We start from the raw sequence: 19,629 nt of genomic DNA on the forward strand, positions 1-19,629 counted from the left end.
AGTCAGAACACTATCCGCCCAGCCGTTTGAGGTGATTTAATGATCGCTAAGAAGCTATTGTTGGTTTCTGTTCTCTTTCTGTCCGCCATTGCTCGTGGCGAAACCTTTAACCTGGTCACGGAAAATTTCCCGCCTTTTAACATGGGCGAGGAAGACCACAAGTACGAACACAAAGCTGACGCTATCAGCGGCATCAACGTAGACATTGTAAAAGAGCTCTTCAAACGCTCAGGTTACGACTACCGCATGAAGCTCAGAAACTGGAATTACGCTTACAACTTTGCACAACGCAAGGAATTCCGTGGCGTATTCGGCACTACACTGACTGACGCACGCAAACCACTGTTCAAGTGGGTCGGCCCCCTCGCCAAGAATGACTGGGTCTTCTTCGCAAGGAATGACACAACTATCAAAATAAACTCTGTAGAAGACGCCAAGCCCTATCTGATTGGCTGCTACAAGGATGACTCCAGAGCGCAATTTTTGAAGAACAACGGCTTCAACGCTTCAGAGCTGGAAGATGACAGCCTGAACCCAAAGAGACTGCAGCAAAGACAGGTGGATCTTTGGATCTCCAGCACCGCATCAGGCTACTACTACGCCAAGCTGGCTGGAGTTTCCGACATCAAACCTATCTTTACTATAAGAGACACCAGTTTATATCTGGCGATGAACAAGGACACACCTGACGAAAGCATTGAGCACCTCAACAAAGTGCTCGATAAGATGCGTACTGAAGGCTATTTGGACAAAGTGTACTCAAACTACAAATAGAGAGTTCTTACGCTTGGCTTAAGGCGGCTGAAGTCCGCCTTATCCACTCTTCCATTTCCTTGTGAACTTCGTCAGTAGCTCGGCCGCTGGTTTCAATTGGCGCGCCGACTTTCACCTTTATCAAACCTGGACGCTTGCTAATACTGCCGGCAGGCCAGCAATCTCCAGCGTTGTGCGCTATAGGCAGCAAAGGAACGCCAGCACTGACGGCCAACAAAGCGCCGCCCTTGTTGTATTTACCAACCTGCCCAGGGCGAACGCGTGTCCCCTCAGGATAAATTACAACCCAATACCCTGAGGTCAGACGCTCCTTTCCCTGCTTAAGCAATTGCTTAAGCGCCGCTGACGGCTTACTCCGATCAATGGCGATGGGTTTCAATCTCTTTAGCGCCCAACCAAAAAATGGCACTTTCATCAACTCTTGCTTAAGCACAGTACACTGAGGACGAAATATAACGCCTAGCAAATAAGTCTCCCAGGCGCTCTGATGATTGCTGACAACCACACAGCTCGTCTTTGGAATGTTCTCCAGCCCTTCGATCTCATAACGTATGCCACAGACAACACGCGCCCACCAAAGTGCGAACACATTAAACCGGGAGACGATGTAGTAACGCTTTTCAAAATTGACGTAAGGACCAATCAGCATCCCAACCAAAGATGTGATGATGACGCCCCAAGCATACCCAATGTAAAAAACGAAAGACCGAAATAGCTGAAATGCCTGCACTTTTGCCCGCCTTTTTTCAATGCCCGCAAAGGATATCAACTCCCCGCCCAAAGCTGCAATGAATGTTACCCCTCAACGCCCCAGAAACCCATTGTTTGAGGGATATTGCGACTAAAGTACACCCTCTCAGACAGCCACCCGCTCACCCCTTGATCAATATCAAGACTCCCTTTCGGGAGCTGGATACACTGAGCATGGAGAGAGGGGGGATCCACTTGCCAACAAGTGTGACAGCAGGCGCGCGCGCAAAATCGCTGACAATGATGGTCAAACGCGCGCAGATGTTTTCTTACCTGGTTGGAGACCCAATATGCCAGTTGGAAAGGTTGTCGAACAAGCGAAACAAAATGGGGGTAATGATAGCTGGGTTTATTTGCTCAACTCCCCCCCTAAAGAGTTCTCCAGTGAGAACTGGAGCGCCTTGGACGAGGGAGCCTATGAGGCGGATTATCGCAACAGCTCCCTGGCTCGATATTATGAGGGCGGGTTCGCATTGAGCGTTCAAGCGCCTTGCTTTAATACACTTGTCAGTGCGGAAAATTACGCCCGCCGACTCCCATCCATGAATGCTAATTTGCAGAAGTACATCGACTATGTCGTGAAAGAAGTGAGACTACTCAAGCAAAGCCTCCCCGTCGGCAGTCAGGTTAAGTACCTGCACTGGTTCGGCGATCTGGTCCGCCAGCTCACTCCCGCGGCGCAGACACAGGTGATGTACTATTTGGGCCGGGAGTTCAAACTAAACTTCGATACTGACGCCCGCCATGTCATCGAGCTGGACGCTCGCCCTGACTCTGAGGAAGCACTAGCCCTGATCAAAGGACTGGGCTTTAACATTGTCTGCATCAATGACCCTGGCGAATACGCACAGTCCTTCCCCATTGAGAGCCTTAAGAATTGGCTGCAGACCATTCGGGCGTTCGACTTCAAAGCCGTTTATCTGCGCCTGAAAGCGACTCCTGCGACCGTCAATGCACTATCGGAGCATCTTGAGGAAATTCTGACAGAGAGGCCCCAAGGCATCCTACTCTCCGGCCATAAAACGGAATCCGCCGGCACATCAGGTTTGGAGGCGGCGTTAAAAGATTTCAAGCGACGCATTAAGTCCGCATCGTTTATTCCGATCACGCAGGACTTTTTCGCACTACCCTGGACAGGCTTGATTAGTCAGGGAGTCAGTTGCTTACATGGCGTTGGGTTGGGCTCATTTTCTTACACCCCCCATTACCAGTTGCGCAACGCCACACAGTTGGACGACTACTACAAAACCCTGGACAACAACGAACTTCCTGCAAGAGCGATTCGTTACACTCAGACCCAGTTGTAACAAAAGGTGAAAACTATGTAAAAACAAAGGCGAGCGTAGGTTTTCCCTGTAAATTTCCCGTTGTAGGGATTTGCTTTTAAATAGCTATTGGCTATCCTAGAAGCCTCTTTAAGCAGTTTCACTCATCCAGCCACGAGGCAACCGATGGAAAGCAAGCATATAGCAACCTCCTCTCCTTTTAGCTTACACAGAGGCTGCCACGAATGTAATTTGAGCAAGCTTTGCATTCCTATAGCGGTCGGGGCTGAAGATATTGATCGTCTGGAAGAAATCATTCGCCAGGGCAAAATGCTCAATCGCGGCGAATATATCTTTGAGCAACACACCCCATTCCGCTCGTGCTTCGCAGTTCGTAGCGGCGCGATCAAAACATTCACTGTATCCGAGGAAGGCGAGGAACAGGTCACCGGTTTCTATCTGCCTGGCGAGATTATCGGTCTGGACAGCGTTAGCATGGAAAAATATTCCTGCTCCGCCGTCGCCCTTGAACGCACCAGCGTTTGCGAAATTCCTCTGGAAAAGTTTGAAGACCTTGCTTCAGACATCCCCAGCCTGCAGCACCACTTTTTCTCATTAATGAGCAAAGAGATTCAGGAGAGCAGGCAGCTTACCATGCTGCTAAGCAAAAACTCGGCTGAAGAACGCATTGCCTCGCTTCTACTGTCCCTGTCGACTCGCTTTAGTCGTCGTCGCCTGTCCGGCACAAACTTCAGACTCCCTATGCCTCGCAGCGATATAGGCAACTATTTAGGCCTGGCCGTCGAAACTGTCAGCAGGGTCATTACCCGCTTCCAGAACAATGGCATTATTAAGGTCCAAGGAAGGGAAGTTCAGATATTGCAATTGGACGAACTGCAGAAAATTCTTCGCCACGACACCAAGTGCATGGAGCACCAGAAGGAATCAGCCCTTAACGCTCGTTAACGGGTCTCTTCCAGGCAGTTTTCAGTCGGTTTTACGCCGCCACGCTGCTGACATTGCTCAATCAACGCCGGCAGATAACGACGCCAGGGAAGCTGCTTGACGCCAAAAGTGTTGCGCAGCTTGATACAACCTAACGCGCCATTCGCCGGAAGCGCCACCCCTGGCAATACATCAGCGCCCTTTTTCTCGATCAGGGCCTGCAACATTTCTTCCTGTCCAAATGCCTGCAGCACAATCGCTTTCAACAGTTCATAGTGGGTGACAGCTTCAGCGCCAGCATAATGGTAAACGCCCCATACCGAGATATTACAACTCAGCTGCTTGATAACAGCGTCTACGACTCTCGCCACATCATCCACCGCGACGGGAGTCAGCTGCATATCGGTGCTGGCGTTTAGGCGCTTCCCTGAAGACAGCGCGGAAAGCATGGTCTGCAGCCAGCCTTGAGCGCCAGCCTCCAGCAACCAACCCACCCTCAAGATCAGATGCTTGCTATAGTTTTCCTGGAGCCATTGTTCGCTCTGCAGCTTTGTCCGCCCAAACACGGAAAGAGGACGTCCTTTGTTGGCGGATATATAAGGGTTCTTTTTGACGCCATCGAAAACAAGATGACTGGAGAGATGAATAATCGGAGCCTTCCATAAAGCCGCCACCTCCGCTACCGCCTCACAAGCGGACACATTAACCTGATAGGCCAAATCCGGATGCTGCTCCGCCTTGAACAAGTCGGCCATCTCCGCAGCATGAACCACGAAATCCGCAGACGGCATCGCCCTCATTGCTCGCACGATCGCATCATTGGTCATGAGAAACTGCTCGTAGGGAACGCCTTCCACCGCTATGCCGCTCTGCTGCAAACGCTGAGCTATAGCCTTGCCTAATGGCGAATCGATTCCCGTCACGCAAACAATCACTCATGTACCCCTTAAATGTATCTCGTGGCCTTTAGCGCCCCTAGAATGCGGGCCGCCTGAAGATATTATGTTAACAATATTGGCTGCTTGACGGGATTTTCGCAAACCCGATCCCCAGGCTTTATCCCCATCATCCAGCTTAACGCTGCGCTTTAAACCCCTTCCGAGCGATTAAGGTATACCCTGGGTACACGAGAGGTCATGCCCGTAAATAAAGTATAGGAGATTGTTGACGCATATCCTGCAACCTCATCAGCGGAAACCGCCCCGCCCCACAGCTCTACCTCCGACCCAATACGCGCTTCTGGAATGTGAGAGATATCCACCGTCAACATATCCATGGACACCCGCCCAATAATCTTTGTCCGCTTACCGCACACGGCGACAGGCGCACCATTTTGCATTTGTCTTGGATATCCGTCGCCATACCCTACCGCAACCACTCCCATTCTTGTTGGGCCGTTCGCAGTCCAAGCGGCGCCATAGCCAATAGAGTCTCCAGCTTGCAGCTCCCGAGTAGCAATCAAGCGCGACTCAAAGGTCATTACCGGCTTCAAGCCAAATTCCGCCCCGGTCTTATCCGCCATGGGGGAGGCGCCGTACATCGCAATGCCCGGGCGCACCCAATCCAGGTGAGTCTCCGGATATTGCAACAAAGCAGCCGAGTTAGCCGAGGAGTAACTCCAGCCACCCGATCCCGCCGCCTGCATACCAGCCTGAAACGCCCGCCACTGCTTCTGCTGCAACAAGCTATTCAGCTCGTCAGCGCACGCGAAGTGGGTCATCAACCCAATGACAGAAAGCCCGGGAAACTGTCGCAGCATCTCAGCGACGCCAGCCAGTTTATTTAACGGCAGACCCAACCGGTTCATACCTGTATTCAACTTGATCCAGGTTTGCATCCGGGCGGAACCAGGACCTACTTTGCGCAAAGGGGCCACCTCGGACAGCATGTCCAATTGCTCCATATCATGCACGACCCACTCTATATCCCGCCAACGGGTAGAGTCAGCCAACTCCTCTGAGCTATAAAACCCTTCCAGCACCAATAGCGGCGTCGTAATACCCGCTTCACGCAGACTCACCGCCTCATCATAGCAGGCCACCGCCAGCTTGGGAGCCTCCCCTTTCAGGGCGCGGGCGATTTCCACTGCGCCATGGCCGTATGCATCAGCTTTAATTACCGCCGCACAACGGGCGTTTTTAGCAATGGAATTCAGCAAACGAACATTGTGACGCAATGCGTCCAGATCAATAAGAGCGCGGGATGGACGCATTACTCGTAGTCTCCCCCGCCATAATCGTGAGCCAAATCTTCAAACCTTGTGAATTTACCCATGAACGCCAAGCGCACCGTTCCGATAGGGCCGTTACGCTGCTTGCCGATAATAATTTCCGCAATACCTTTGTCCGGGCTGTCTTCGTGATAGACCTCATCCCGGTAGATGAACATGATCAAGTCAGCGTCCTGCTCAATCGCTCCAGATTCCCGCAAGTCAGAGTTAACTGGCCGCTTATTGGGTCGCTGCTCCAAACTACGGTTAAGCTGGGACAAGGCGACCACAGGACAGTTCAGCTCCTTCGCCAACGCTTTCAAGCCTCGCGAGATTTCTGAAATTTCGGCCGTACGACCTTCCGTCATTCCCGGCACCCTCATCAACTGAAGGTAATCCACCATGATCAAGCCAATTTCACCATTATGATCCCGCGCCACCCTTCTCGCCCGGGAGCGCATTTCCGTCGGACTTAACGCCGCGGTATCGTCGATGTATAACGGCTTGTCTTTCAACATGTTAACGGCTGATGTAAGACGCGGCCAGTCGTCCTCATCCAGCTTTCCACTTCTTACTTTGGTCTGATCAATTCGCCCCAGAGATGACAGCATACGCATAACGATAGAGTCGGAAGGCATCTCCATACTGAATACCAGGACAGGCTTACCCCCCAGTATCAGCGCGTTCTCAACCAGGTTCATCGCAAATGTGGTCTTACCCATGGAAGGTCGGCCGGCAACGATGATCAGGTCTGAAGACTGCATCCCCGAGGTGCGATCATCCAGGTCACGAAATCCAGTTGTAACACCTGTAATGGCCCCGTCTGAGTGGAACAACTCATCAATTTTCTTAAGGGTCTTAGTCAGAATCGGATTAACCGATTCAGGCCCGCCCTGATTGGGCCGGGATTCCGCTATCTGAAAAACTCGCCGCTCTGCGTCATCCAACACCTCTGTGCTGGTGCGCCCTTCCGTCTGGTAGGCCTCATCGGCGATTTCATTAGCGACTGTAATCAACTGACGCAATACGGAACGTTCGCGAATGATTTCCGCATAGGCGCGAATATTGGCGGCGCTGGGAGTGTTTTTAGCCAGCTCACTCAGATAAGCCAACCCACCCGCAGAGTTCAACTCGTTGCGATTATCCAGCTCCTCCGAGACAGTGATGGCGTCCAGTGGACTGCCAAGATTCGCCAATCGGGAAATTGAGCCAAATATCAGGCGATGGTCCAGACGATAAAAGTCTTTTGCTGTAATGATGTCGGAAATCTTGTCCCAGCTGGCGTTATCCAGCATCAGACCGCCCAGAACAGACTGCTCCGCCTCAATCGAATGGGGCGGAGCCTTTACCACAGAGGAACCAACCAGGGCGGCGCTTGGGCCCTGCCCTTCCGAAGACTTGGCCGAATCTTTACGTATTACTGACTCATTCATAATGACTTGCAGAGCTTTTAAGAGTAGCGCTTATTATCGCTAATTTGCGGGCATGGACAACACGACTATGGTGAAGTCTTGAGAACATAAAAAAAGGCAGTGCGCATGGAGCGGACTGCCTTTTCTTGTATGACCGGAGATTACTCGCCGACTACGATTACCTTAACGGTAGCAGTAACGTCGGTGTGCATCTGTACGTCTACTTCGTACTCGCCTGTGTTGCGCAGAGCGCCTTCAGGCAAGCGAACTTCGCTTTTCTCAACTTCAACGCCCAAAGCAGTCACTGCGTCAGCAATGTCTTTAGTACCAACAGAGCCGAACAACTTACCTTCGTCGCCAGATTTGGCAACGATGGTCACTTCTTTACCGTTGATAGCTTCTGCACGAGTCTGAGCTTCGGACAGCTTCTCGGCAGCCGCTTTTTCAAGCTCTGCGCGACGAGCTTCGAACTGCTCTACATTCGCTTTAGTTGCAGGAACAGCTTTGCCGTAAGGCACCAGAAAGTTACGGCCATAACCAGCGCGAACCTTAACTTTATCGCCAAGGTTTCCGAGGTTGGCTACTTTTTCGAGAAGAATAACTTCCATCTTGTTTACCTCAAATCTTGTAACAATCGGAAGCCTCTTAGCTTCCGATTGGCAAACCTTTAAGAACCTGATTGCTCTACGCCACTTCACTAACAATGAGAAAATGGCGGGAATTTTTCAGGCGCTTAGTCGTCGTGGCGATCAGTGTAAGGCAGCAGAGCCAGGTAACGCGCACGCTTGATAGCAGTGGCGAGCTGACGCTGGTAACGCGCCTTGGTGCCGGTGATGCGGCTTGGCACGATTTTGCCAGTTTCAGTGATGTAGCCTTTCAACACTTCTACATCTTTGTAATCAATCTCTTTTACGCCTTCGGCAGTAAAACGGCAGAACTTTCTTCTGCGAAAGAAACGAGCCATGATAGCCTCCTATACCTTATTCTTCGTTGCTGTCTTCGTCGTCAGTATCGTCGTCAGAGTCGTCAACGTCGTCAGCAACGACGCGGGCGGGACGATCTTCGCCACGAGGAGCGCGCTGTTCGCGGGACTCAGCTGCTTTGATTGGCGACACTTCGGTCACAGCATCCTTACGACGAATAACCAGGTCACGGAGGATGGCGTCGTTAAAACGGAAGTTGTGCATCAGTTCGTCGATGACTTCTTGAGAACACTCAATATTCATCAACACATAGTGCGCTTTGTGAATTTTGTTGATGGGATAAGCCATGTGGCGGCGCCCCCAGTCTTCCAGACGGTGAACTTTACCGCCGCCAGCGTTTACGCTGGAGGTGTAACGCTCAACCATTGCAGGCACCTGCTCGCTTTGATCAGGATGAACCATGATCACGATTTCGTAGTGACGCATTGTAGCTCCCTTCGGTTTAACAGCCTTACGTTGCGTTTTCGTAAAGCAAGGAGTTGATGGTGGTTTTAAGAGGGCAGCATTCTATGCCTGTTCAGCAAGACTTGCAAGCCCGAAAGCGAACACAAACTAACCAAACTGACGCTGTCGCACTGCCTCAAACAAGCATACGCCTGTGGCGACGGACACATTCAGGCTGCTGACCTCGCCCAGCATGGGAATATTGACGAGACTGTCGCAGTTTTCGCGAGTAAGGCGGCGCATCCCTTTATCTTCAGCTCCCATTACGATGGCGACCGAACCCTTGAAGTCCGCCTGATACAGACTTTGCTCCGCCTCGCCGGCTGCGCCAACCAGCCAAACGCCATAAGTTTGGATGTGCTTTAAGGTACGAGCCAGATTCGTGACGCGAATCAGAGGGGTCACTTCCGCAGCGCCGCACGCCACTTTCCTAGCCGCCGCATTCAACGGAGCGGACTTATCCTTGGGCACGATGACGGCGTGCACGCCCGCCGCATTGGCGGAGCGCAAACAAGCTCCAAGGTTATGAGGATCGGTGACACCATCCAGGACGAGCAACAGCGCTGGCTCTTCCAACTTCTCCAGCAACTCCTCCAAATCGGTCTCATTGCTCATTCGGTCCGCCTTCAGATAGGCCACAACCCCCTGATGCGCGCCATCAGCAGCCTTATCCAGCGCTGACTTACCCACTTGAGTAAAGGGCACCCGGCGCTCTTGAGCCAGCTGCGCTATCTCTTGCAAGCGATGGTCATGGCGCTGCTCCGACAGCAGCAAACGATCAATTTTACCCGGATGCTTCTGCAGCAGTGCTCTTACCGCATGCATTCCAAACACAATGTTTGACTCAGACACAGTTAAACTCGTTCCGTACGTTAAAAAACCGGCATTCTACCGGTTTAGTGTTTGCTTTACGCCAGCTTTTTCATACTGCTAAGAGCGTTTGCGGCGTCCTTTTTTTTGCGGCTTACGCAAAGGACCACTCGCCTCGGAACCCTTACCGCCCTTGGAGCCTTTCGCAGGTTGTCCGCTACCCGCTTTCTTTTCCTTTTTCCACTCTTCATTCCATTGCGCCAGAATTTCCTTGCGCTTGTTCTTTTTACCCGGCGCTGAGCGCTTGGGTTCGCCAATCATTTCCAAGTCGATCTTACGATCTTCTAGCCCGACTCGAACCACTTGCACCCTCACCTCATCGCCCAGGCGATGCGTAACGCCTGTACGCTCACCGACAAGACGATGCTTCACCGCGTCGAATTGATAGTAATCGCTCTTCAGGGAGGAAACATGGACAAGCCCTTCGACATATAAATCTTTAAGCTCGACAAAAAGCCCGAACGCGGTGACAGCGGCCACAATTCCATCAAACTTCTCGCCCACATGCTGAGTCAGATACTCGCACTTAAGCCAGCTCATCACGTCACGAGTGGCTTCATCCGCGCGACGCTCAGTCATCGAGCATTGCTCTCCAAGAACAAGTAGCGCCTGCATGTCATAGTTATAACGTGCGCTTTTAGGTAAGGCTGGCGCGCCCTCCACCCGCTGTACATTCTTGCAGGGCCGCTCACTTCGAATCAGATCTCTGATTGCCCTATGCACCAGCAAGTCCGGAAAGCGGCGAATCGGCGAAGTAAAATGCGTATACGCCTCATACCCCAAACCAAAGTGGCCCTTGTTCTCTGGCTGATATACCGCCTGGCTCAACGAACGCAACATGACCGTCTGCAGTGTGGCGCTATCCGGCCGACCACGGATACTCTCCGTCAGCGCCTGATAGTCTGACGGCTTCGGAGTAGAGCCGCCCCCAAGACTTAAACTCAACTCGCCAAGAAACGCGCGCAGATTCTCCAACCTCTCCGCCGTAGGCCCTTCATGCACACGAAACAGCGAAGGAATTTCATACTTCTCCAGCAGCTTCGCCGTCGCGACATTAGCGCACAACATGCATTCTTCTATAAGTTTGTGGGCGTCATTGCGCACCACTGGTACGATCTTGTCTATCTTGCGGTCCGAATCGAAAAGAATCCGGGTTTCAACGGTTTCGAAATCAATAGCGCCGCGCTCTTCCCGAGCCTGTCTCAACGCCATATACAACTTATGCAGCTCGCGAATATGCGGCGCCAGATCCGCATATCTTTCCGCAAAGGCCCTTCCCTCTGCAGACTCTGGGTCGTCGATGTAGGCGCCCACCTTGGTGTAGGTCAGCCGCGCCTTGGAAAGCATCAGCCCTTCATAAAACTTATAGCCGCTCAGCTTACCCTTCTGGCTGATGGTCATTTCACAGACCATACACAACCGCTCGACATCGGGATTGAGCGAGCACAGTCCATTGGATAGCACCTCAGGCAACATGGGAACCACCCGGTTAGGGAAGTAAACTGAGTTCCCGCGCTGAAAGGCCTCTTTATCCAGAGCCGTCTGCGGCTTCACATAATGCGAAACGTCGGCGATCGCCACATACAAACGCCAGCCGCCAGACTTCTTCGCCTCACAATAGACCGCGTCATCAAAATCCCGCGCATCCTCGCCATCGATTGTCACTAACGGCAGGTGTCGAATATCAACTCTGTGCGCTTTGTCACGCGCACTCAATTTGGACTTGAACTTGGCCGCCTCCGCATCAACCTCTTCCGGCCAGCGGAATGGGATAGAGTAAGTGCGCAGAGCGACATCGATTTCCATGCCCGGCGCCATGTGCTCACCCAGCACTTCCTTGACATGTCCCATCGGATTAACACGCACATCGGGCTGACGCACAATCTCCAATGTCACATATTGTCCGTGCTTGGCGCCATTAAGAGCATGCTCCGGCACCAGGATGTCCTGGGTAATACGAGGATTGTCTGGAACAACGAAGGCGACTCCACTCTCCATATATATGCGCCCAACAGCTTCGAATGTTCGCCGCTCGACCACCTCAACGATCACGCCTTCACGCTTGCCTTTAAATTCTCGGCCTTCCGCACGCACCAACACAATGTCGCCATCAAAGACCCGCTTCATCTGACGCGATGACAGGTATAAATCCGAGCCGCCCTCTTCAGGAATAACAAAGCCGTAGCCATCTTTATGACCCTGCACCCGACCGCGAATCAGATTCATCTTTTTCGGCAAGCCATAGGCGCCCCTACGATTGCACACCAACTGACCGTCCCGACACATGGCGATCAATCGACGACGCAACCCTTCATAGGGCTCAGGCTGCACTACATTAAAAGAGGAAGCTATTTCTTCGATGGTCGCGGGAGCGCCGCGCTCTTCAAGAAAGGTAAGAATAAATTCGCGACTTGCGGTGGGGTGTTCATAACGGGCTGCTTCGCGCTCCGCAAAAGGATCCAAACTACTCTTTTTCTTTTTTCCCATTAAAAGGACCTTAAATCTACAAAATTCATCAACATAGCGGAACCTGCGACCGATATGGTTGGTTTTCCGTCACATTAACATAATTCCCGCATTTAAAAACCATTCGCAGATGCGCCCGCCCCATGTATAAATTTAGAACAATTTGAGCACTCAGAGCACTTTAACGTTTGCTTTTTATTCAACTTTTTCAATTTAGGCGCGGTTTTAAAAAAAGTTAAAACCCAACTCAAAAAAAGCGTTGACAAAGATCCAAGTGACGCGTAAAGTTCGCGCCATCCTGAAGTGCCGAGGTGGTGAAATTGGTAGACACGCTAGCTTCAGGTGCTAGTGGGGGCAACCCCGTGGAGGTTCAAGTCCTCTCCTCGGCACCATTTAATTTAAGGATAAAGACAACGAAGTGTTATTCGAACCATAAGATTGCACTATGTGCAGTTTTATTTTGCAGAATTACAACACGCCCAATTAGAAACACAAAACTGTTTCACCCCATTTTTAAAAAAATCCAATACATATCAGTTAGATACCAATTCTGTATAAAGCGTCAGTACAACCATACCCCTCAGAAGGGCAGTGAAATTTCCGCCAATTAGTGCAGTTTTATTGTTCAGAACTACAGCTTACTCCTCACGCTTAGCTATTGCCTCACTAGCCAGTTTCTGCGGATGAGCACTAATCGCCCTAGCACGTGAATCACTGAGCTCCGCAAAGGAAAAGCGCTTAATAGCTTTGGCAGGCATGATCTCTACAACAGCCCTCCAGGAAGGCGCCCTCCCCGCACGAATACAATCATCCACAGCATCACGCATAAGCCCATCCAACACCGAACGCCGCCCCATTTCGCATTGCTTGTTGTGGATACGATATAGCCGAGTGATTTCTCTAACCGTCTTACCGAAACTAAACTCAAGAAATCCAGCTGATACCCCTAACTCTATAGCTATTGCCTTGCGCGACTGAGGAGGCCTAGCTCCTTGTAGAATTTCATTCAAATAGACTTTCACCTTTCTCATGATTTTTGCTGAGTCTAGAGCCTCCGGCTTTGGGCTGGCCAGTGCAACCAAACGCCCATCTGATATTTTGGCAGGCTCATAGGGACCAATAACGAAACGCTTCCTGTGTTGGGTACGCTTCAAATTCGGTAACCGCCCCTTAATGCACAGGCCATAGATGCTCTCTTGCCCCGAAAGTACTTCCGACAATGGAATATCGTACATCTCGAAAAGTTGCATCAAGCTAAGAGCAGTAGGTCTCGCCTCCCCCTTTATCCACTTTTCAATCACGCGCCGATCAAATCCGACCTCCTTTGCAAACGCCACCAAAGAGCCGTCAGCCCTCACGCTTATCAGGTACTTTAATTCCTCGATGAGCCGCCGGTGGGAGTACATCCTCCCGTCAACCGATTCTTGCTGAAACACCAAATCTGAAAACCCTTTATCTGACTCCAACCAGCTCTGTGTCACTTTATCGACCAAGCGATCACCCAACGGTTTACGACAATGGTGACAGTAGCCAAGGGAGACATTCGATGACACATAAGGCTGCTCCATCAAGCAATGAAGGCAGACCTTCCTGAGCTTGCAATCATGGATAGAACACACCTCAACGCCCTCAAGCGACCAAGCTAAGCGCTCATAAAAGAGGCCACTCTTTCTGTCATCAAGAAAGCAAAGGGGACACCAATGCTTGGTTTTCCGTATCAGCCCGTGCGCAGAAGGGTCCAGAGCGTCGCTCCAATGCAGCAAAGTCATCGGCATAACGGCCGCCATCGAAAGCCCTACAAGCTGAGACACCCTCTCAGCCAAGTGAGCTGTCTTTCTTGTCATTGAATTAAAGCACGTAGCCACTTCGCGCACGAGAAAGCCGGAAGACTTCCCTGGATCAATGATAGAACCGAATAAAACCGCAGGCTTTAATGAGTGATGCCAAGCAAGCCTCCAACAATAGGAAGTCAAAGACTCTTTCTGAAGCTCCTTCCCTAAGGGCTTCAAGGAACGTAATAACGTTCTTGGGCATTTAGCCAAATACGCTTCATGATACATAGGCAGGATCTCTAACAGGGTTCCTATAGCCCGGCTTACCGCCCTTTTTCTTCACTTTAGCGTTCGGCTGCGGAACTGAGCCCGCCTTCATTTTCCCTGTTGCATGCCCAAGAGCCTCTTGCTTGATTTCTTCATAATCAGGTTGCCTAAAGGACTCTTCCCCTTCGCGTATCTCCTCAAGAATGCGCTTCAAGGCCTTGGGGGACAGCATCGTAATCTCAAAATGTTCCAAGGTCATCACAGGAGAGGCCATTGCAAGAGCTCGAGACAGTGCTCTATATACCCAGTCCTTTAGAATTCCCACACACCCACAACTCCCAACATAGAAAAAAGTGAGGTCAGGCTGCATAAGACCTGCGTCCAAATCAATTGGCGTATGTGCAAGCAAGCCATTGTAAGCGTTAAAAAATGTTTGCTGATCTTCTTGTGTGGCAAATTTGTATTGAGGAAACTGTACATAACTCGCAATCCGGTTAATCTGGCCAGACCAATCAATCATTCCGGAAAGTTCATAGGTTCCTAACCCTATGATGGTACAGCCAGTTTTTGAAGACAGAGATTTAAGCACTTCGTAGTGCTGCTCGGACCTCCCACCGTGCTTAAAGAGGTGTTGGAGCTCATCAATCACTATCACTTGAGTTTCACGGTCTTTAAGGGCCCTCTTCATCTGATTTCGTAACGCTGCCGCTCCTGCAGACTTCCCCGTCAATACCCTTCCACCACGTTCATTAGAGATTCTCTCAACATGGCATTTTCGATCAATCAAAGGCTCTTCTAACTCCTCCAATACTTGCCGATACAGCTCCTTCCAATCAAAGACAATCCCTGCCTCCATATTAAGCTCCACGCAAATAGCAGGAATACAGTGGGGGGCAGCAGCCCAGTCTGGGACTATATCTTGGTAGACATGATCGACAAGCCGGCTCGCCAAAGTCGTCTTTCCCACGCCAGTAGGCCCTGCAACAACAATAATATGCTTACCTGTATGCTCCTGAAGAGATAACTTTACCTCCTCAAATACCCGGGCGAGACTACTGTGCTTTAGAACAAATCCACGGTGAAAATAGCTCTTTTTCGCCGCGGCTGTGGCGACAAATAGCTCCTCAGAAACACGGGTCTGGGGATGTATCATCAAAAATCCTCCGGGATAAGCGCCGAGTAATCGACTTTGATTTCATTCCTTGAATTAGACTCAACAGCTATCTCGCTGGAGGATGTATTGAAAGCATTTTCCTCCTCTAAGGGGGCTTCGACGGTTATGAGTAGCCGCTCACTGTCCTTGGCTTGTTGACGCTGAGAAAGTGTTGCTTCCCGCTCCTCAAATAGGTCAAACAATCGGGCAAGCTCCCGCATAGTCAACGTTCTTTGCTTTCTTGCAAGCCCTTTTCTCTGGCGATGCTCACTAAGTAGAACATTTAGCTCGCGCTCAGACCGTCCACGAAACACATCGTAATAACTGCCAGCTTGGCATTTCTGCCAGCCCCCTCTTATGTATGCATACACAAACCCAATATCGTATGGATCATAGCGAACTTGAACACACTTATTCCGCACATCACTGGCACGAAATGAACTATGCCAATAATCAATATGATTAACTCGGACGCCTGTTCTAGAGTTGACCTTGGCAGTGCCTTTACGGGTCGTGGGAAGCGTGGAAATAATAAACTTTTGATCATACAGAACCTGGCGATTGCGCCTTACCCCCAGTGTTCGCTCACTTCTGGCGTACTTCTCTAGCGGCGACTCCAGTTCGCTGCTTTGAGCATGCGCGCGTAAGTGCTCCAACAAATCGCTTAATGCCTTATCGAACTCATGGAGGGTCCATATCGCATTGAGTCGCGGGTTGACCTTCCTAGTCAACTCCCTAACATTGCCGCTGGTTGCCTGAGTATTTCCTTTTAGGCGGTGAATTAGCTGCGTCTGCACAGAACCAAAAAATCGTTCGATAATAGCCCCGTGCCGAGGCTTCCCATCTCGTCTCAGAATAGATCCGCCATACTTTGCCACCAAGGACTCAAAGTAAACACTACGAAACTCCGCCCCACCATCGGCCCAAATATTACTCGGCATGTACCCAAAACGCTGCACCATGCTTCTGATTGCGATCATGATGCTTCGATAACTGGGCGGATCATAAAGTACGGCATACCCGAGCGGCATACCGCTGAAGCAATCGATCAACAGTGTCAGCCATGGCCTTCCCAAATTGGCCCCAGAGCGACTGCAAACCAACTCCAGTTCCAGCTCGGTATGATCTGCATGAATCACATCCATTGCATACTGCCCAGAAAAGTCTACCGGCATTGACTGCCCCTGGTTCATACCACTTTCTAGTTGGTAAGCTGCTTTATCGCCCTGACGAGCTCGGGTAGTCTCAACATGATCACGATTGTTCGCACGCAGATAGAATGTTCGCTCGGAGGGCGGCACTAATTTTCTTTCATCGCATAACGACAACAACCGGCCATATGCATGCGTTACGGGAGGCCTTTCTTTGACAGCAAAATGTGTTTCAAGTACGTCTTGAACAAGCTTTTCTAGCTCACCAGGTAAGCGGGGCCCCCGATTTCCTCGCCCCCGGGTATTAGGAAGCAAGCCTACGTACCCATCACCCAACTCATGTAGACCTGCTAGATATCGTTTTTTCCAGACCAGAAGCGTTCGCCGAGAAACCTTCAGTTCCTTAGCAACCTCACTCACCGCCTCTCCAGCATTGAGCCGTGTTACTGCCTTTATACGCCGGTTCGCCTCCTCAAGCTCATCTCGGCCCGCTCGGTTGAGTTGATCTAGAACGGGATCTGCATCCTTACCCTGTAAGGTAATTAGGCCTCGATTAATTTGCTCATCCAACACAAAACGCGGGATAACTTCCTTTACCCCAGCTACTCCAATCAATGAGACAGAATCAACAGAAGCTTCTTCAACATGTAGTTCCTTTCCATTTCTTGTTAGCTTCACGCCAACCTGAAGATCCCCGCTTACCGGGTAAACTGAAAGCCTCTTGGCGATCATCATGTCTTCTTCAGAACGAAAAACTCTGCAAAATTCTGGAAAGCTCAGTCGGTCTGACTCCAGATCCACACAAAGCCCGTTTGACAATACAAGATTATAAACTCGGTCAGCTGGTAGCAGCTCTTGGTCTATCAAATCTTTCAACAGACACCATCGCTGCCCCCTATAACGCGCATCCAGATAGGCCATTTCAGCAGAAGTGAGCTCATCCGCAACACCTTGGGACAAAAAATCTAGCAAAAAGCGAAAGTTTTCAACCAACCGGTAAGAGAGGTCTAACTCAGACCTAATTCGAAACCCAAGCCCCATGCGAGCCGCATACTGCTCTGCCGGCGGTGACCGGAATACTTTGCCTTGAGTGTCACAGAGAAAACGCCCTGGCTTTTCTGCACTCAACTTAAGCAGATCAGGGGAGTTCTTCCATTCTTCCCAGCCAATAAAGTCGTCACTTATAACAAACAAGTCTGCTGTGCTATTAGCCCACGTTCGACGCCCCGACTTATTACGATAAGGAAAGCGAAGCTTGGCGCTAGGCTGGTCATAAAACTCATGAATATTTGGCGAAAACTCGCACAAGTATAGGGCTGCAGCCTCAATGGATAAGCTCTCTGCCTGTATTGTCAGCCTCATCTTTCGGCTTGCAAACCTAAAGCATATCGACAGATTCTTACCGGGGCCGCCAACCCTACGAGCTGGCGGAGAACTTCTGATAGCTAAAACTGTTTCAATTCCCTCGTCAGTCACACCCTTAGCGCGACACCTATCGACCACATCTCCCTCTGTGAGCATTGACCGCCCTCCAATTAGCGTCGAAAATGTAACTTATAAGTTACATTACGTAAGATGCTGCGCAGGTGATCGAATGTCAACCAATGCAGAAAAATTTCTGGTCGAATTTGGTCAGAAAATGAGAGACCTAAGAAAACAGAAAGGCTTAACCCAAGAAGACGTTGCCAAAGCCTGCGGATTCAAACGCCCTTATCTAAGCGATATAGAAAGAGGAAAACGGAACATTTCCGCTCGAAGCTTAGTTATGCTTGCGAGCTTTTTGGGGGCAAAGCTGCATTTCTCATTGGAACTCGACAGACCTAAAAAAGCGAGCCGGCAGACCTAAACAACGTTATCATGTAATGACGTTAAGCCAATGCCAGAGCCTCCATATTGCAACGACCTATAAAGCGCTGATTCTACTGAGGGGGGGGGGGCAATGCCTTATTCCCGTCGAAAGGGGCATGGCGCTTTGGCGGAAAAGCGACCCAGAAAAAGAAGGGAGTAATCATTGAACAGACCAGCGCCGCACACAACCAACCAGCCCTGAAATGCAGTACTTAGATTTCCATTCTACTAGTATGTTAGTACGTGCAGAATACTTTCTAAAGACACACCTCAAACATAAGCAGATCAAAAAACCTCAATCGCATTTACTATCAAACTTTAAGAATCACCACTACCGGTTACATATCAAGTTAGCATCAAGTATAACTGCATATATCATATATCCGAACACTTCACATGCAGGGATGTTAGAAAAAATTCTTAGCACACTTGACTACGCACAAAAAAAACAGTTGAATTAGGCAGCCATTCAATTAGGCCAACCTAAAGGATTTTACGATTCACGATCAAAGGACGAGATTATATGACGGACAACGGATATTCCTACGAATCCTTTATCTTCTATCTAAACTACGCTACCTCAAATGGATTAATAAGCCATTACACCGCTAAAGGTCAGCGATATGCCGTCAAAAGAGTCCTAAGCACTTATTCTCCTGAAGCCTTACAAGACCTAAGAAAACTGAACGTTAAGGATGCCTGTGAGAAGTTTGCAAACGAACAATGCGACAATGTAAACACTAAGGCCAAGCAGGTATATTTAAGCAGATTCAGAAGCTCTATGAGAAGCTTCTTCGCCTACAAAAAAAACAACTCCACCCCATCTTCGTTGATAGAGAAAGATAATGAGTCCACCCCGCCAAATAAAGAGTTGGAGAAAAAAGTGGCAACTAAAGCCCCCCCTTCAGAAAAAGCCGACATGCACGTTGAAGATACAATAAGTCTAAACTTTCCACTAGGGAACAACCAGTTTATTCAAATTCTCGGAATACCCCTAACGCTAACGAAAAAGAAGGCAGATAAGTTATGCGACTTAATTCAAACAATACCAGAAAAAGAATGAAGAAAGAGGACTGGAGACCAGCCCTCTAAGCAGTAGAGAAATGGACTCCCACTCTCATTTTAGAGGAATGGGAAGCGCACTCCTATACAGCACGCAACTATATAGTAGTGGATTCTGATTTCAAGTTCAATCGCTGGAGTGAGCTTCCCACTCCAGCCCAGGAATCTTCTATGAAAAATAGAATATATTTTTATCTGAGCAGAGCAACAGAGCCCCCCCGTAAATATAAAAATATTCAACAGATAAAAGGGGGGCAA

General features: G+C 50.0%; 17 protein-coding genes and 1 tRNA gene. 6 read left to right on the plus strand and 12 right to left on the minus strand.

All coding sequences use genetic code 11. The annotated features are described in order from the left end of the window. The first annotated feature begins 39 nt into the window (after nt 1–39). A complete protein-coding gene (locus ONV78_RS17625) occupies nt 40–774 on the plus strand; it encodes a transporter substrate-binding domain-containing protein (RefSeq protein ID WP_279505098.1) in 735 nt (244 codons plus the stop codon). Nucleotides 775–781: 7 nt separating this feature from the next. On the opposite strand, the gene ONV78_RS17630 is transcribed toward ONV78_RS17625, so the two are convergent. Then, nucleotides 782–1,504 (minus strand): lysophospholipid acyltransferase family protein, encoded by a 723-nt coding sequence (locus tag ONV78_RS17630; protein ID WP_279505100.1) that lies wholly within the window; start codon nt 1,502–1,504, stop codon nt 782–784. A 310-nt stretch (nt 1,505–1,814) separates the two neighbouring features. Here ONV78_RS17630 and ONV78_RS17635 point away from each other — a divergent pair, with 310 nt between their 5' ends. Both ONV78_RS17635 and fnr read left to right on the plus strand, forming a co-directional pair. After that, on the plus strand, nt 1,815–2,831 hold the full coding sequence (locus ONV78_RS17635) for a hypothetical protein (RefSeq protein ID WP_279505103.1): 1,017 nt from the start codon (nt 1,815–1,817) through the stop codon (nt 2,829–2,831). Between the two features lie 144 nt (nt 2,832–2,975). After that, complete coding sequence (fnr, locus tag ONV78_RS17640; protein WP_279505105.1) at nt 2,976–3,755, plus strand: fumarate/nitrate reduction transcriptional regulator Fnr; 780 nt, start codon at nt 2,976–2,978, stop codon at nt 3,753–3,755. Here the strand turns inward: fnr and ONV78_RS17645 are convergent. The 8 genes from ONV78_RS17645 to rnr all read right to left on the minus strand — a co-directional run bounded on the left by ONV78_RS17645 (nt 3,752) and on the right by rnr (nt 12,139). Beyond that, nucleotides 3,752–4,669: a sugar nucleotide-binding protein gene (locus ONV78_RS17645; protein WP_279505110.1), complete on the minus strand. Its 918-nt coding sequence runs from the start codon at nt 4,667–4,669 to the stop codon at nt 3,752–3,754. The two genes, fnr and ONV78_RS17645, sit on opposite strands and share 4 nt — an antisense overlap. 152 nt (nt 4,670–4,821) lie before the next feature. Further along, the gene (gene alr / locus ONV78_RS17650) at nt 4,822–5,946 is read right to left on the minus strand and encodes an alanine racemase (RefSeq protein WP_279505111.1); all 1,125 of its coding nucleotides are present in this window, start codon (nt 5,944–5,946) and stop codon (nt 4,822–4,824) included. Continuing rightward, nucleotides 5,946–7,376 (minus strand): replicative DNA helicase, encoded by a 1,431-nt coding sequence (gene dnaB, locus ONV78_RS17655; RefSeq protein ID WP_253938651.1) that lies wholly within the window; start codon nt 7,374–7,376, stop codon nt 5,946–5,948. Before dnaB ends, alr begins: the two co-directional genes overlap by 1 nt. 140 nt (nt 7,377–7,516) lie before the next feature. After that, the gene (gene rplI / locus ONV78_RS17660; protein ID WP_279505112.1) at nt 7,517–7,963 is read right to left on the minus strand and encodes a 50S ribosomal protein L9; all 447 of its coding nucleotides are present in this window, start codon (nt 7,961–7,963) and stop codon (nt 7,517–7,519) included. 125 nt (nt 7,964–8,088) lie between these two features. Then, complete coding sequence (gene rpsR / locus ONV78_RS17665) at nt 8,089–8,319, minus strand: 30S ribosomal protein S18 (RefSeq protein WP_011395632.1); 231 nt, start codon at nt 8,317–8,319, stop codon at nt 8,089–8,091. Nucleotides 8,320–8,335: 16 nt separating this feature from the next. Next, complete coding sequence (gene rpsF, locus ONV78_RS17670) at nt 8,336–8,764, minus strand: 30S ribosomal protein S6 (protein ID WP_216739614.1); 429 nt, start codon at nt 8,762–8,764, stop codon at nt 8,336–8,338. Nucleotides 8,765–8,890: 126 nt separating this feature from the next. Then, nucleotides 8,891–9,634 carry a 23S rRNA (guanosine(2251)-2'-O)-methyltransferase RlmB gene (gene rlmB / locus ONV78_RS17675; protein WP_216739615.1) on the minus strand — a complete coding sequence of 248 codons (744 nt, stop codon included), beginning with the start codon at nt 9,632–9,634 and terminating at the stop codon, nt 8,891–8,893. A 78-nt stretch (nt 9,635–9,712) separates the two neighbouring features. After that, the gene (rnr, locus tag ONV78_RS17680) at nt 9,713–12,139 is read right to left on the minus strand and encodes a ribonuclease R (RefSeq protein ID WP_279505115.1); all 2,427 of its coding nucleotides are present in this window, start codon (nt 12,137–12,139) and stop codon (nt 9,713–9,715) included. 284 nt (nt 12,140–12,423) lie between these two features. Here rnr and ONV78_RS17685 point away from each other — a divergent pair. Then, nucleotides 12,424–12,510, plus strand: a tRNA-Leu gene (locus tag ONV78_RS17685). Nucleotides 12,511–12,756: 246 nt separating this feature from the next. On the opposite strand, the gene ONV78_RS17690 is transcribed toward ONV78_RS17685, so the two are convergent. The 3 genes from ONV78_RS17690 to ONV78_RS17700 are packed head-to-tail and all read right to left on the minus strand — an operon-like array spanning nt 12,757 to nt 17,823. Further along, on the minus strand, nt 12,757–14,178 hold the full coding sequence (locus tag ONV78_RS17690; RefSeq protein WP_279505116.1) for a TniQ family protein: 1,422 nt from the start codon (nt 14,176–14,178) through the stop codon (nt 12,757–12,759). Further along, on the minus strand, nt 14,168–15,310 hold the full coding sequence (locus ONV78_RS17695; RefSeq protein WP_279505117.1) for an ATP-binding protein: 1,143 nt from the start codon (nt 15,308–15,310) through the stop codon (nt 14,168–14,170). Before ONV78_RS17695 ends, ONV78_RS17690 begins: the two co-directional genes overlap by 11 nt. Continuing rightward, entirely contained in the window at nt 15,310–17,823 is a 2,514-nt protein-coding gene (locus ONV78_RS17700) for a helix-turn-helix domain-containing protein (RefSeq protein WP_279505120.1), read from the minus strand. Before ONV78_RS17700 ends, ONV78_RS17695 begins: the two co-directional genes overlap by 1 nt. Nucleotides 17,824–18,055: 232 nt before the next feature. Between ONV78_RS17700 and ONV78_RS17705 the strand changes: the two genes are divergently transcribed. Then, the gene (locus ONV78_RS17705; protein ID WP_279505122.1) at nt 18,056–18,307 is read left to right on the plus strand and encodes a helix-turn-helix transcriptional regulator; all 252 of its coding nucleotides are present in this window, start codon (nt 18,056–18,058) and stop codon (nt 18,305–18,307) included. A gap of 525 nt (nt 18,308–18,832) precedes the next feature. Further along, nucleotides 18,833–19,372 (plus strand): hypothetical protein, encoded by a 540-nt coding sequence (locus tag ONV78_RS17710; protein WP_279505124.1) that lies wholly within the window; start codon nt 18,833–18,835, stop codon nt 19,370–19,372. Nucleotides 19,373–19,629 lie beyond the last annotated feature (257 nt).

Origin of the sequence: Hahella sp. CR1, assembly GCF_029813005.1 — a bacterium.
Lineage (GTDB): Bacteria > Pseudomonadota > Gammaproteobacteria > Pseudomonadales > Oleiphilaceae > Hahella.